Genomic DNA, 13,644 nt, shown 5'->3' on the forward strand with positions numbered 1-13,644 from the left:
CGGGCCTGCCTCATTCACCGTAGGTGCCGTGCCGTAGCGGCATGTTGACGGCCGCGCCCCACCTCGCGGGGGCGCGGCCGTGCGATCAACGCGTGGTTGCCGCCGGGCCGTTACGACCAGGCCGTGCCGCCCGCGAAGTCCTTCGCGATCACCTTCTCCACGCCGTCGCCGATCTTCGCGTCCTGCAGGATGACGCCCAGCTCCCGGTTCCTGTTGAGCGAGGTGCTGGAGAAGTTCTCCGAGCCCACGAACACCTTCTCGCCCGCCGTCCCCTGGTCCGCGACGATCGCCTTCGCGTGGATGTACAGGGGGGCGTTGGCCGCGTACGTGCTCACCTGGACGCCCGCCGCCTTCAGGGTGTTGAACTCGCTCGCGTAGGTGTTGCCGGTGTTGGACATCGCCACCTCGACCTTGACCCCGCGCTGGGCGGCCGCGGTGAGCGCGTTGACGACGACGGTGTCGCCCATCTCCTGGTTCTCCACGTACAGGTTGGTCTTCGCGCCGCTGATCAGCGCGAGGAGTTGGGACTGTGAGTCGGTGGGGGACCAGACGAGGTGGTCGCCGTCGCCGGGGGTGATCGACTTGTGTGCGTAGTCGGCGTTGAAGACCTGCTCGATCGCCGAGACGTCGGCGCCGTCGGTGTCGGTCACGCTGTAGTTGCGGTCCGCGGCGTAGTACTTCGAGGTCATGTTGCCGCTCATGATGACGGCCTGGGTGCCGTCGACGACCATCGTCTTCTCGTGCGTGAAGTAGTACGTGCTGTTCGACCAGACCACACCGACGCCGTTGTTCTTCAGGTACGTGTAGGTGCTGGAGTTGGTGGACTTGCGGCGCTGGTCGAGGATGACGCGGACCTTGACGCCCGCCTTCGCCTTGCCCACCAGGTACTTCTGCGCGGTGGTGTCGACGAGTTCGTACATCGTCAGGTCGATGCTCTTGTGCGCCGAGTTGATCAGGTTGTAGATCGGCGTGATGCCCTGGTCGGGCTGGACGATCAGGGAGTACGTGCCGGTTGCGGCGTGTGTTGTGGGGGCGATGAGGGCGAGGGCCGCGGTGGCGGCGACGCCGGCGGTTGCCAGTCGTGCTAACGGGAGACGGCGCATGCTTCCTCCTGTGTGGGGGTGAAGGCGCATCGCTTTGATGCCGCGTCACTGCGTACAGCGCGGACATGACAAACATATGGATGTCAGCCGACAAGTGAATGACGCGCGTAGAGTTTTGGCCCAGGCTTTACTGGATCGACAGGGACCCGTAACTCGAACCCCTCACGCCCCCATCGACTGGTCCACGAACTCCCGTACGCGCCCGAGCACTTGATCCCGGTCCGCCCCGGCAGGCCGACCACCAGGTGGGTGCCGAAGCCGTCCAGCAGGGCCCGCATGCGTACCGCGAAGCGCTCCGGGTCGGCGGTGCGGAACTCGCCGCGTGAGATGCCCTCGGCGACCAGGGCGACCAGGGCGCGGTGCCAGACCAGTTCGAGTTCGAGCTGTCGCCGCAACGCCTCCTCACCCGGCTGCGAGCGGTTCCACACCTCGGACCACAGGACCCAGCGCGGATCGCGCGGGCCGTCGGGCAGGTAGCGGTCCACGAAGGCGTCCAGCCGCTCGCGCACCGGGACCGGCCTGGACAGCACGGCCCGGCGCTCGACGCCGAGCTGCTCCTCGCTCCACTCCAGGGTCTGCAGCAGCAGCTCGTCCTTGCTGCCGAAGTAGTACATGACATGGCCGCTACTCATACCGACCTCGCGGCCGAGCCCGGCGATGGTCAGCTCGGCGAGGCCGCGTTCGGTGATGGCCGCCATCGCGGCGGCCATCACCGCCGAGCGACCACAACGACAAGGCCCGGCGGCGCCGAGACCGCAACCACCAGGCAACCGTCGAACTCGGCGTCAGCCGAGCCGGTGCATCCAGCCGTGGGTGTCCGCGGTGACGCCGGTCTGAATGTCCAGCAGCGCCCTGCGCAGCTTCATGGTGACCTCGCCCGGCTGGCCGTCGGCAACCGTCCAGTTGGCGCGGGTGGACTTGACCGAGCCGACCGGCGTGATCACGGCGGCGGTCCCGCAGGCGAAGACCTCGGTGAGGCCGCCGTTCTCGTTGCCGTTCTTCCAGTCGTCCACCGAGATCCGGTCCTCGGCCACCTCGTAGCCGAGGTCCTCGGCGATCTGCAGCAGCGACAGCCGGGTGATACCGGGCAGCAGCGAACCGGTCAGCTCGGGCGTGACGATCCGCTCCTTTCGGTCAGACTCAGCCCTGTACACGAAGTACAGGTTCATACCGCCCATTTCCTCGATCCAGCGGCGCTCGATCGCGTCCAGCCAGACCACCTGGTCGCAGCCGTGCTCGAAGGCCTCGGCCTGTGCGACCAGCGAAGCGGCGTAGTTGCCCGCGCACTTGGCCGCACCGGTGCCACCGGGCGCGGCCCGCACGTACTCCTCGGAGAGCCAGACGGACACCGGCTTGACGCCACCGGGGAAGTACGCACCGGCCGGGGAGGCGATCACGATGAACAGGTACTCGTTGGCCGGCTTGACGCCGAGCCCGACCTCGGTGGCGAACATGAACGGCCGCAGGTAGAGCGACTGCTCGCCTTCGCTGGGCACCCACGCCTTGTCCTGGGTGACCAGCGCGTCGCACGCGGCGATGAAGGTCTCCACCGGCAGCTCGGGCATGGCCAGTCGGCGGGCCGAGGCCTGGAAGCGCTCGGCGTTGGCCTGCGGGCGGAAGGTGGCCACACCGCCGTCCGGCTGCCGGTACGCCTTGAGCCCCTCGAAGATGGACTGCGCGTAGTGCAGCGTCATGTTGGCCGGGTCGATCGAGAGCGGCGCGTACGGCACCAGTTGGGCATCGTGCCAACCGCGGCCCTCGGTCCACCGGATGGTGACCATGTGGTCGGTGAAGTGGCGGCCGAAGCCGGGGTTGGCGAGGATCGCCTCGCGCTCCGCGTCGGAGAGCGGGTGTGCCGAGGGCTTGAGCTCGATCGTGGGCGTCGTCATGTCTGCGTGTCCTTCACCGTGAGGTAGTGGCGGACCGCGTACTCCGCCTCGGGGTTGTTGCTAGGACGTCCTAGCTTCTTCCCGCAGTGCGGCCCTCTGTCCGATTATCACCGAGAGGGCTTGGGGGGAAAACCAAGTGCACATGTGGCGCAGGTCGCGGCCCAGAGGTCGATGGTGGCATCCGGGATCGCCGTTGCACAGCACGAGGGCCTGTCCGGCGGATGAGGAATCCGCCGGACAGGCCCTCGTGGGAGATGAGGTACCGGCGGTCAGCCGGCCCCCTTTTGATTCAAGAGAGCCGGGCGGCGAGCGCGTCGCCGATGGCGCTGGTGGAGCGCTGGGCCTCGCCGCGCTCGGCGAGGTCGGCGGCGACCGCCTCCTCGATGCGCGCGGCCTCCGCGCGGTAGCCGAGGTGCTGCAGCAGCAGTGCGACCGACAGCACGGTGGCGGTCGGGTCGGCCTTGCCCTGGCCCGCGATGTCCGGCGCGGAGCCGTGCACCGGCTCGAACATCGACGGGAACTCGCCGGAGGGGTTGATGTTCCCGCTGGCGGCCAGGCCGATACCGCCGGTGACGGCGGCGGCCAGGTCGGTGAGGATGTCACCGAAGAGGTTGTCGGTGACGATCACGTCGAACCGCTCGGGCTGGGTGACGAAGAAGATCGTCGCCGCGTCCACATGCAGATAGTCGGTGGTGACCTCGGGGAACTCCTGGCCGACCTTGTCGAAGATGTTCTTCCACAGATGACCGGCGTGCACCAGGACGTTGTTCTTGTGCACCAGGGTGAGCTTCTTGCGCGGCCGGGCCTGGGCACGTGCGTACGCGTCGCGCACCACCCGCTCGATGCCGAAGGCGGTGTTGAGGCTGACCTCGGTGGCCACCTCGTGCGGGGTTCCGCCGCGCAGCACACCGCCGTTGCCCACGTACGGGCCCTCGGTGCCCTCGCGGACCACCACGAAGTCGATGTCGGGGTCGCCCGCGAGCGGGGACTTCACACCGGGGAGCAGTTTGCCGGGCCGCAGGTTGACGTGGTGGTCGAAGGCGAACCGCAGCTTGAGCAGGAAGCCGCGCTCCAGGACTCCGGACGGCACCGACGGGTCGCCGATCGCCCCGAGCAGGATGGCGTCGTGCTCCTTGAGCTGTGCCAGATCGGCGTCAGTGAGGGTCTCACCGGTCTCGTGCCAGCGCTTGGCGCCGAAGTCATAGGTCTTCGTCTCCAGCTTCACGTCCTGCGGAAGGACTGCGCTGAGCACCTTGAGTCCTTCGGCCACCACTTCCTGGCCGATGCCGTCACCGGGGATCACTGCGAGGCTGATGCTGCGAGACATGTTGGGCACTGTACGCCTCGTCCCAGTCAATGACATAGGCCATCCACAATGTGGACGCCCGATTGGCTGAGCGGCCAAGTCGCCCAGCCGGTCGGGCAGTTACGGGGCATCAGCGACGCTCGTGACCGGTGGCCCCGCCGTTGTCACGGCGGTCCAGGGCGCGCTGCAGGGCTTCGGCGGCGTTCTTGCGGGCGGTCTCATCCATGGTGCACAACTCCAACCATGACGGGGTCCCCCACGAAAGACAGGGGGCGAGGGGTGCGCCGGAGGGGGCGGGAGGCGGGCGCCGCAGGGGTGACCTGCGCGAAGGCACCGGCTCTCATCCGCCGATCGCTGGATCAAGCGAAGCGTTCGGCCTGACTACAACGCTAGGACGACTTCGCCGATCTGTCGCCGCGATTACTCGGACTTCCTACTATCTGAGACGGCAACCATGCGAACGGCCCCTCCGGCATATGCCGAAGGGGCCGTTTTCGCGGGTGCCGCGAGGGCTCAGCCCATGTGCGGGTAGCGGTAGTCCGTCGGCGGGACCAGCGTCTCCTTGATCGCCCGGGTGGACGTCCAGCGCATCAGGTTCTGCGCGGCGCCCGCCTTGTCGTTGGTGCCGGAGGCCCGGCCGCCGCCGAACGGCTGCTGGCCGACCACGGCGCCGGTCGACTTGTCGTTGATGTAGAAGTTGCCCGCGGCGTACCGCAGCGCCGCCATGGCGTGGGCGGCGGCGGCGCGGTCGCCCGCGATGATCGAGCCGGTGAGCGCGTACTTGGAGACGGACTCCATCTGCGCCAGCATCTGCTCGTAGTTCTTGTCCTCGTAGACGTGCACGGCGAGGAACGGGCCGAAGTACTCGTCCTGGAAGACCTCGTTCTCGGGGTCCGAGCAGACCACGACGGTCGGGCGGACGAAGTAGCCCACCGAGTCGTCGTAGCTGCCACCGGCGATGATCTCGCAGGTCGGGTTGGCCTTGGCACGGTCGATCGCGGCCTTGTTCTTGGCGAAGGCACGGTCGTCGATCACGGCGCCGATGAAGTTGTCCAGGTCGGTGACGTCACCCATGGTGATGCCGTCGACCTCGGCCGCGAAGGCCTCCTTGAAGCCGCCGTCCCAGATGGAGCGCGGGATGTAGGCGCGGGAGGTCGCCGAGCACTTCTGGCCCTGGTACTCGAAGGCACCGCGGGTCAGTGCGGTCTTGAGCACCGCCGGGTCGGCCGACGGGTGGGCGACCACGAAGTCCTTGCCACCGGTCTCACCGACGATCCGCGGGTAGTTCTTGTACTTCTCGATGTTGGCGCCGACCGTCTTCCACAGGTACTGGAAGGTCCTGGTGGAGCCGGTGAAGTGGATGCCCGCCAGGTCGGGGTGGTTCAGCGCCACCTCGGAGACGGCGATGCCGTCGCCGGTCACCAGGTTGATGACGCCCTTGGGCAGGCCCGCCTCCTCCAGCAGTTCCATCAGCAGCACGGCGGCGCGGGTCTGGGTCGGAGACGGCTTCCACAGCACGACGTTGCCCATCAGCGCGGGCGCGGTCGGCAGGTTTCCCGCGATCGCCGAGAAGTTGAACGGCGTGATCGCGTAGACGAAACCTTCCAGCGGACGGTGGTCGAGGCGGTTCCACACACCCGGGGAGTTCGCAGGCGGCTGCTCGGCGAGGATCTGCCGCGCGTAGGCGACGTTGAACCGCCAGAAGTCGACCAGCTCACACGGCGTGTCGATCTCGGCCTGCTGGGCGGTCTTGGACTGGCCCAGCATGGTCGCGGCGGCGATCGTCTCCCGCCACGGACCGGCCAGCAGCTCGGCGGCGCGCAGGATGATCGCGGCGCGGTCGTCGAAGGACATCTCCCGCCACGCGGGCGCCGCGGCCAGCGCCGCGTCGACGGCGTCCTGCGCGTCCTCGGTGCTGGCGTTCCGCAGCGTGCCCAGCTTGGCCGCGTGGTTGTGCGGCTGTACGACGTCGAAGGGCTCGCCGGCGCCCATCCGCTTCACGCCGCCGATGGTCATCGGCAGCTCGACCGGGTTCTCGCCGAGCTCCTTGAGCTTCGCTTCGAGACGGGAACGCTCCGGGCTCCCCGGCGCGTAGGAGTGCACCGGCTCGTTGACCGGGGTCGGGACCTGGGTCACGGCGTCCATGTGAGGGGGTCTCCTTCTACCTTGGGGTGTGCTGCGGCGCCGGTCAGGCGCCGGGGATGAACGAGCGGAGGAAGAACGCGAGGTTCGCGGGGCGCTCGGCGAGGCGGCGCATGAAGTACCCGTACCAGTCTGCGCCGTACGGCACGTAAATGCGCATGCGCTCACCCTCGCCGGCCAGGCGGCGCTGCTCGGCGGTACGGATGCCGAACAGCATCTGGAACTCGTAGTCGCCGGGCTGGCGCCCGTTGCTCCGGGCCAGGTCCTGACCGATGGCGATCATGCGCGGGTCGTGCGAGCCGATCATCGGGTACCCGGCGCCCGCCATCAGGATCTTCAGGCAGCGCACATACGCCCGGTCGACCTCCCGCTTGTCCTGGTACGCCACGGAGGCGGGCTCCTTGTAGGCGCCCTTCACCAGGCGCACCCGGGAGTCCGGGGTGGCCAGCCGACGGCAGTCGTCCTCGGTGCGGAACAGGTACGACTGGACGACCGCGCCGGTGCCGGGGTGCTCCTTGCGCAGTTCGTCGAGGATGGCCAGGGTCGAGTCGACCGTGGTGTGGTCCTCCATGTCGAGGGTGACCGTGGTGCCCGCGGCGGTGGCGGCCTCGGCGACCTTCCGGACGTTCTCCAGCGCGATGTCGTGCCCGTCCACCGGGAGCGCCTGGCCGAAGGCGGACAGCTTCACCGACACCTCGGCGCGCTTGCCGAGCCCCTCGGCGGCGATGGCGTCCAGCAGCCGCAGGTAGGCGTCGCGGGTGGCGTTGGCGGTGGCCCGGTCGGTGACGTCCTCACCCAGGTGATCGAGGGTGACCTCAAGCCCGGCGGCGGTCAGCGCCCGGACGTTGGCCATGGCGGGGCGCAGCTCGTCACCGGCGACGAAACGGTCCACGACCGGCCGGGTGACGGGGGCGGCCGCGACGATGCGGCGCATACGGTCGCTGCGCGAGGCGGCGAGCAACACGGGACCCAGCACGGGGGCTCCTCCAAGGTGCGCGTAGAGCGGGGGTGCGTGGAGCGCATCCGCGCGGCGCGAAGCACGCGAAGTGGTGTCTTCGCGCAGGTGGCTCCGCCATGAAATTTAGGTTTCCCCCTCACGGTGAGCTATCGACAGGTGTCACGCATCCGTGACCCGCCCCTCATACACGTGTATGAGCGACAATGATCCGGTGCGCGGGGACTACAGCGACTACCAGGAACTCGTCGACGAGGTGTCGGCGCTGCTGGGCGCGCCCGCGACCCTGGAGGACCGCGATTTCCGGCTGATCGCGTTCTGCGCGCATGACAGCGACGCCAGCGCGATGGACCCGATCCGTACACGTTCCATCCTGACGCGCGGCTCGACCGCCGAGGTCCGTGCCTGGTTCGAGGGCTTCGGCATCGCGCGGGCCCAGGCGCCGGTGCGTATCCCGGCCGACCCGGAGGCGGGGATACGGGCGCGGATCTGTCTGCCGGTGCGCCATCGCGGCGTGGTCTACGGCTATGTGTGGCTGCTCGACGACGGCCGGGCGCGGCCGCTGGGCGCGGCGATGGCGGTCGCCGCGCGCATCGGCACCCTGCTGGCCGCGGAGGCGCGCGCCGGAGCCGACCTGGGCCTGGAGCTGCAGGCGCTGATCACCGGACCGCGCGAGCGGCGCGAGGCGGCGGAGTACGTACTGCGAGCCGCCCTGGGGCGGTCCGCCGACGGGCCGTTCACGCTGGTCTGTGTGACCCCGTGGGACACCGCGGACACCGATGAGGACTCCGACGCCCTGCCGGACGTACGCGGCGTTCCGGGCGCGGCGGCGCTGTGCACGGTACGGGACGACGGGCTGGCGGCGCTGATCCGGCTGCGGTCGGCGGATGTGGTGACTCCGGCCAGGACCGCGGCCTCCCGGCTGCTGGAGTCGGTACGCGCCCGCGGCGCCGCCGCCGGGGTCGGTGAAGTGCGCCGGGGCCTCGCCGAGTTGGCGGACGCCTGGCGCGAGGCGTCGGGCGCGGCGCGGGCCGCGCACGCCCAGCCGAGGCTGGGGCCGGTGGCGGAGTGGTCGAACATCGGCCCGTACCGCCTGCTCACCGGTCTCCCGACCGGTACGGACCGCACGGTGGTGGCGCTGCTGCAGCCCGCGCACGCCGAACTCGCCCACACCGCGGAGGTGTTCCTGGACTGCGCGGGCCAGGCGGGCCGTGCCGCGGCGGCGCTGGCGATCCATCGCCAGACGCTCTACTACCGGCTGTCCCGGGTCGAGCGGCTGACCGGCCTGGACCTGGACGAGGGCGAGGACCGGCTGCTGCTGCACATGGCGCTGAAGGCCGCGAAGCTGTGACCGCGGTCCGCGGTCAGGAGGACGCGCACACCTTGGACAGCTCTGTCGCCGCATCGGCCAGCGGTTTCACATCCGGCGTCGCGCCCTTGTCCGCCGCGGCCTGGACACTGCGCGCCGCCTTGGCCACGTCGTCGGCCGCCTTGCGCTGGTCGACGTTGTGACTGCTCTTGTCCAACTCCCCGACGTCGCGCTGGAGTTTGCGCACCGACTCCGAGGTGCTCCTGCGCCGCTCGGAGTCCACCAGGTTCCCGACGTTGGTGACCGCCGACACCACGTCCTGCACATCACCGGCGATCTTCAGCGTGGACTTCCCGCAGTCCACCGACCTGTGCAGGTCATTGCAGGCCGTGAAGCCGGGGACCGCCAACGCGACCCCGAACACAACGCATAACGCCCGACCCCATAAGGACATACCCGTGGTCCCCTCCCCCTTGGCACCCACCCTGCCATGCTAGGCCCTGCCCGGCGGGCCTTGGCGGAATTGTGTCCGGATCACGCCGTGGGGCTACTCGGCGGCGCGACGGCGGGAGTTGCGCGCGTCGTCGATGGCCATGTCCATGAACGCGAGTACCTCCGTGCGCCGTTGGAGCGCTGAGCGGTGGAGTGACGGCCACTGTGCGTCGACCGCGGCCAGGTAGGCGTCGCCTACCTCGCGTACCAGCGGATCCAGACGGTTCACAGGCCGACGAGGGACGCGTCGGCGGCGAGCGCCCGGAAGTGCTCGCGCGGATCGGAGACGAGTCGGCGCGTCGCGAGGTCCATCAGGCCGCCGACGCTGTGGACTTCGGCGGCCAACGTGCCCTCGGCCGTGTGGATGGACTGCTCCATGCGGAACGACTTGCCCTCGCCCCACAGGAACGTGCACGACACGTCGACCTCGTCACCGGCCCGTAGTTCACGATGGAACCGCAGCGTGGTCTCGATGTTCACCGGGCCGACCCCCTTGTCCAGCAGAGCGCTCTGCCGGACCCCGGCCTGCAGCATCATCACCCACCGGGCGTGCTCGGCGTACTGCAGGTAGACGCTGGTGTTGAGGTGCCCCTGCGAGTCGGTCTCATAGCCGCGGACGGTGATCCGTACGGTGAACGGCGTGGCCACGGTGGCCCTCCCGGCGAACTGATGGACGATCGTTGGACCTTCATTGTGCGCCGTCCCCCGCGGAATCTCCCATGCCGCATACTCCCGTCGACGACAGCGCCCGGCGCAGCCCTCCGCCGCCGCGCAGGCGGTGGCGGCGACGGCTGTCCTGCCGTCAAGGATTCCGGTCAACTTCCGCCACTCCCCGGTTCGTTGATCGCCTGGTGGATGCGTCCATGGTCGGCTGGGCGCGGCCACCCGCGCCGGCGGTCAGCGGACGGGGAGTTGGCGGGTCAGTGCCCGGTCGTGGGGCGGCGCCTGCGCAGCGTCGTCGCGACACCGATCGCGGCGAGCACCAGTGCGCCTCCGACGGCACCGAGCCATCCGGTGCCGGGGCCAGCGGCCATGCTGCGGCTCGGGGCCGAAGCGGCGGTGACGACCAGGGAGTTGGTCATCCGTACCCGGCCGTGGTGGGCGACGACCGTCACCGGGTAGCTGCCCGGCCTGAGGTCGGTACGCATCGTGGCGAGGTTGAAGTACCGCGGATCGTCACCGTCCGCGCCCTTGCTCTCGTCGCGCTGGAGCTTCACCGGGTGGGTGAAGGCCGGGGAAGTGGCGACGAGCCGGGTATCCTCGCCCGCGTCCGGGTACACGTCGTGCCACAGGATCTCGACCCGGCCGCCGGCCGGGACCTTGTAGCCGTGCTCGCGGGCGTCCTCCGGCGAGCCGTGCGGCGTGAAGAACGCGGGACCGCGTGCCTTGCCCAGATAGTCGGCGTCACCGGGGCGCGCCGCCCGGACCGTGAGGCGCTGCTCGGTGATCCGGCCGCGCGGACCGTACAACTCGAAGGTGTACGTACCGTCCGTGAGGTCCGGCTTCAGCTCCGGCTGGGCGGAGAAGGCCCGGGGGTTGTAGAAGTCACCGATCTGGTCGCGGGCCAGCCGGGCCGGCTTGGGCAGCGCCGCGGAGCGCACGGTGAAGCCGCTGCCGGTCTCGCCCGGGTACAGGTCGTCGAACCGCACCGCCACCTGCTCCCCCGGCCGGGCCACCGCGGCCGAGGCCGTCACGCTCAACGACGGGCGCTGGGACCGTACGATCTGGATCTTGTCGCGGGCCACGACATGGCCGCCGACGGCGACGGCCAGCGGATACCAGCCGGGCTTGTCGGTCATGGACAGCGGCACCACGGCCTCGTAGGCGTCCTCGTCCTGGTGCCAGCGCAACCGGGTCGGGCTGTGGAACGCGGGCGACGTGGCGGTCACCCCGTACCGCGACCGGGCGCCGCTGACGCCCTCCAGCATGATGTCGACGAGTTGCCCGGGGCGGGCCTCGGTGCTGCCGTTCAGCATCAGTACCGGCTTCTCGCGGCCCGGAGCGGCGGCCGTACTCCCCGTCGCCGGAGCGGCGGCCTGCGCGTTGCCTGTCGCGACGCAGCCGCACAGCAGCAACCCGGACACCGCAGCGGCCAGCGGCCTGGACCAACTCATGGCGCTCCCCTACTCGTTGCGACCCGCCCCGACCCTTTACCGGGAACTCATCACCCCCATAGACGGAGGAAACAACCCATTGGTTGTGCGGCTCCCGTCGGGCATGAGTGTGGCCCAGCGCCTTTCGGAAGGCGCCGGGCCACGGAACTCACGAGTGGGTCAGTCGACCAGGTTGACCGCTCGGGCCGAGGTCGCGCCGATCTCCTCGGCGATCTCGGCGAGCACCGACTGCGGGATGGAGTCGTCGACGGTCAGGGCGACCAGCGCCTCGCCGCCCTCGGTGGTACGGGCGACCTGCATACCGGCGATGTTGATCCCGGCGTCCCCCAGGATCCGGCCGACGATGCCGACGATGCCGGGCCGGTCGCCGTACCGCAGGAAGGCCATGTGCTCGGTGAGGACCAGGTCCACATCGAAGTCGCCGACACCGACGATCTTCTGGACGTGCTTGGGGCCCGCGAGCGTGCCGGAGACGGACACCTCGTCGCCGCCCGCCAGCGTGCCGCGCACGGTGACCAGGTTGCGGTGCTCGGGCGATTCCGAGCTGGTCGTCAGCCGGACCTCGACGCCGCGCTCCTGCGCGAACAGCGGGGCGTTCACATAGCTGACCGTTTCTGCGACGACGTCCTCGAACACGCCCTTGAGGGTGGAGAGTTCGAGCACCTTGACATCATGCTGGGTGATCTCGCCGCGGACCTCGACATCGAGGCGGACCGCGACCTCGCCCGACAGGGCGGTGAAGATCCGGCCGAGCTTCTCGGCGAGCGGCAGTCCGGGCCGTACGTCCTCGGCGATCACGCCGCCCTGCACATTGACCGCGTCCGGCACCAACTCGCCCGCGAGCGCGAGCCGTACGGACTTGGCGACCGCGATGCCCGCCTTCTCCTGGGCCTCGCCGGTCGAGGCGCCGAGGTGCGGGGTGGCGACCACGGAGTCGAACTGGAACAGTGGGGAGTCGGTGCACGGCTCGGAGGTGAACACGTCCAGGCCCGCGCCCGCGACCCGGCCCTCCTTCAACGCGGAGGCCAGCGCCTCCTCGTCGACGATGCCGCCACGTGCGGCGTTGACGATCCGGACGCTCGGCTTCACCCGGTGCAGCGCCTCATCGCCGATCAGGCCGATGGTCTCCGGGGTCTTCGGCAGGTGCACGGTGATGAAGTCGGCCACCTCCAGCAGCTCGTCGAGCGAGAGCAGCTTGACGCCCATCTGCGCGGCGCGCGCGGGCTGTACATAGGGGTCGTACGCGACGATCTTCATCCCGAACGCGGACATCCGCTGGGCGACCAGTACACCGATGCGGCCGAGGCCGACCACGCCGAGGGTCTTCTCCGAGAGCTCGACGCCGGTGTACTTGCTGCGCTTCCACTCGCCGTTCTTCAGCGCGGTGTTGGCCTGCGGGATGTTGCGGGCGGTGGCGATGATCAGGCCGCAGGCGAGCTCGGCGGCGGTGACGATGTTGGACGTCGGGGCGTTGACGACCATCACACCGGCCTTGGTGGCGGCGGAGACGTCGACGTTGTCGAGGCCGACACCGGCGCGGGCCACCACCTTCAGCTTCCGGGCGGCGGCGATGGCCTCGGCGTCGACCTTGGTGGCGCTGCGGACCAGGATCGCGTCGGCATCGGTGATCGAGCTCAACAGCTGGGACCGGTCAGCGCCGTTGCAGTGCCGGATCTCGAAGTCCGGCCCGAGGGCGTCAACGGTGGCGGGCGACAGCTCTTCGGCGATGAGTACGACAGGCTTGGTGGATGAAGCAGTGCTCACGGGGTCCTCACTTGTCCTTCGTGGGCGGCCGGTCCCGTACGGCCGCTCCAGGGAGGGAGGGATGGCATGCCGCGTGGAAGACGCACGACGCTGTGAGCCTGACGCGCTTGTTAACGAATTGTATCGGCGGACCACCGGACTGCGTCTGCCGGTCCGGCAGGATCACCCGCACGGGTCTATACGACGTGGACAACCACTACGCGGTCGTCCACACACCACCGCAACCGTCCCCCTCTCTCCTATCGGGGGCTGCGCCCCCGAACCCCCGCCCGGGGCTACGCCCCAGACCCCCTTGGGGGCTGCGCCCCGAACCCCGCCGGGGCCGTGCGGCCCCTCAGGCCCAGGGTCACTCCCCCCGCCCCGCTCGATGGGCACAGCCCAAGCGGAGCCGCGTCACGCCCGGCCGCAGCGGTAGAAGGGGGTCGCGGGGGCGCGGGGCCCGGGGGGACCCGAGGACGCAGCACCCCGGCGGGTTCCGGGGCGAGGCCCCGCCCCTCCTCCGGACCACAGCCCCACATCGCACCCCAGGCGCAGCCATGGAAGCGGATCAAGCGGCGCAGCCGCCGAGAT

11 protein-coding genes and 1 pseudogene are annotated in these 13,644 nt (G+C 69.9%); 1 reads left to right on the forward strand and 11 read right to left on the reverse strand.

Going from position 1 to position 13,644, the window contains the following annotated elements; all coding sequences use genetic code 11:
* Positions 1 to 110 precede the first annotated feature (110 nt).
* The 6 genes and pseudogenes from P2L57_RS00435 to P2L57_RS00460 all read right to left on the reverse strand — a co-directional run bounded on the left by P2L57_RS00435 (position 111) and on the right by P2L57_RS00460 (position 7,416).
* On the reverse strand, positions 111 to 1,103 hold the full coding sequence (locus P2L57_RS00435) for a phospholipase D-like domain-containing protein (RefSeq protein WP_275806370.1): 993 nt from the start codon (positions 1,101 to 1,103) through the stop codon (positions 111 to 113).
* Between the two features lie 162 nt (positions 1,104 to 1,265).
* Positions 1,266 to 1,813: pseudogene (locus P2L57_RS00440) on the reverse strand (TetR family transcriptional regulator C-terminal domain-containing protein).
* A 75-nt stretch (positions 1,814 to 1,888) separates the two neighbouring features.
* Positions 1,889 to 2,992, reverse strand: a complete 1,104-nt coding sequence (locus P2L57_RS00445) for a branched-chain amino acid aminotransferase (protein ID WP_275806372.1) — start codon at positions 2,990 to 2,992, stop codon at positions 1,889 to 1,891.
* 289 nt (positions 2,993 to 3,281) lie between these two features.
* Positions 3,282 to 4,319 (reverse strand): 3-isopropylmalate dehydrogenase, encoded by a 1,038-nt coding sequence (locus P2L57_RS00450; protein WP_275806374.1) that lies wholly within the window; start codon positions 4,317 to 4,319, stop codon positions 3,282 to 3,284.
* Between the two features lie 492 nt (positions 4,320 to 4,811).
* Positions 4,812 to 6,443, reverse strand: a complete 1,632-nt coding sequence (gene pruA, locus P2L57_RS00455; RefSeq protein WP_275806377.1) for an L-glutamate gamma-semialdehyde dehydrogenase — start codon at positions 6,441 to 6,443, stop codon at positions 4,812 to 4,814.
* Positions 6,444 to 6,486: 43 nt separating this feature from the next.
* Complete coding sequence (locus P2L57_RS00460; RefSeq protein WP_275806379.1) at positions 6,487 to 7,416, reverse strand: proline dehydrogenase family protein; 930 nt, start codon at positions 7,414 to 7,416, stop codon at positions 6,487 to 6,489.
* Between the two features lie 175 nt (positions 7,417 to 7,591).
* Between P2L57_RS00460 and P2L57_RS00465 the strand changes: the two genes are divergently transcribed.
* A complete protein-coding gene (locus P2L57_RS00465) occupies positions 7,592 to 8,746 on the forward strand; it encodes a PucR family transcriptional regulator (RefSeq protein ID WP_275806381.1) in 1,155 nt (384 codons plus the stop codon).
* Positions 8,747 to 8,759: 13 nt separating this feature from the next.
* On the opposite strand, the gene P2L57_RS00470 is transcribed toward P2L57_RS00465, so the two are convergent.
* The 5 genes from P2L57_RS00470 to serA all read right to left on the reverse strand — a co-directional run bounded on the left by P2L57_RS00470 (position 8,760) and on the right by serA (position 13,074).
* On the reverse strand, positions 8,760 to 9,158 hold the full coding sequence (locus P2L57_RS00470; RefSeq protein ID WP_275806383.1) for a hypothetical protein: 399 nt from the start codon (positions 9,156 to 9,158) through the stop codon (positions 8,760 to 8,762).
* 93 nt (positions 9,159 to 9,251) lie between these two features.
* Positions 9,252 to 9,425 (reverse strand): hypothetical protein, encoded by a 174-nt coding sequence (locus tag P2L57_RS00475; protein WP_275806385.1) that lies wholly within the window; start codon positions 9,423 to 9,425, stop codon positions 9,252 to 9,254.
* Entirely contained in the window at positions 9,422 to 9,844 is a 423-nt protein-coding gene (locus P2L57_RS00480) for an acyl-CoA thioesterase (RefSeq protein WP_275806387.1), read from the reverse strand. The genes P2L57_RS00475 and P2L57_RS00480 overlap by 4 nt, the downstream gene beginning before the upstream one ends.
* 272 nt (positions 9,845 to 10,116) lie before the next feature.
* Positions 10,117 to 11,310 carry a hypothetical protein gene (locus P2L57_RS00485; RefSeq protein ID WP_275806389.1) on the reverse strand — a complete coding sequence of 398 codons (1,194 nt, stop codon included), beginning with the start codon at positions 11,308 to 11,310 and terminating at the stop codon, positions 10,117 to 10,119.
* 159 nt (positions 11,311 to 11,469) lie between these two features.
* Positions 11,470 to 13,074 (reverse strand): phosphoglycerate dehydrogenase, encoded by a 1,605-nt coding sequence (gene serA, locus P2L57_RS00490; RefSeq protein ID WP_275806391.1) that lies wholly within the window; start codon positions 13,072 to 13,074, stop codon positions 11,470 to 11,472.
* Positions 13,075 to 13,644 lie beyond the last annotated feature (570 nt).

The organism is Streptantibioticus ferralitis, from assembly GCF_029223525.1.
In the GTDB taxonomy this organism is placed as follows: Bacteria; Actinomycetota; Actinomycetes; order Streptomycetales; family Streptomycetaceae; genus Streptantibioticus_A; species Streptantibioticus_A ferralitis.

Bases quoted from the DNA above. Each gene is read 5' to 3' on its own strand.
- P2L57_RS00450 (WP_275806374.1), bottom strand. From the start codon at position 4,319: ATGTCTCGCAGCATCAGCCTCGCAGTGATCCCCGGTGACGGCATCGGC.
- pruA (WP_275806377.1), bottom strand. From the start codon at position 6,443: ATGGACGCCGTGACCCAGGTCCCGACCCCGGTCAACGAGCCGGTGCAC.
- P2L57_RS00435 (WP_275806370.1), bottom strand. From the start codon at position 1,103: ATGCGCCGTCTCCCGTTAGCACGACTGGCAACCGCCGGCGTCGCCGCC.
- P2L57_RS00465 (WP_275806381.1), top strand. From the start codon at position 7,592: ATGAGCGACAATGATCCGGTGCGCGGGGACTACAGCGACTACCAGGAA.
- P2L57_RS00445 (WP_275806372.1), bottom strand. From the start codon at position 2,992: ATGACGACGCCCACGATCGAGCTCAAGCCCTCGGCACACCCGCTCTCC.
- P2L57_RS00470 (WP_275806383.1), bottom strand. From the start codon at position 9,158: ATGTCCTTATGGGGTCGGGCGTTATGCGTTGTGTTCGGGGTCGCGTTG.
- P2L57_RS00485 (WP_275806389.1), bottom strand. From the start codon at position 11,310: ATGAGTTGGTCCAGGCCGCTGGCCGCTGCGGTGTCCGGGTTGCTGCTG.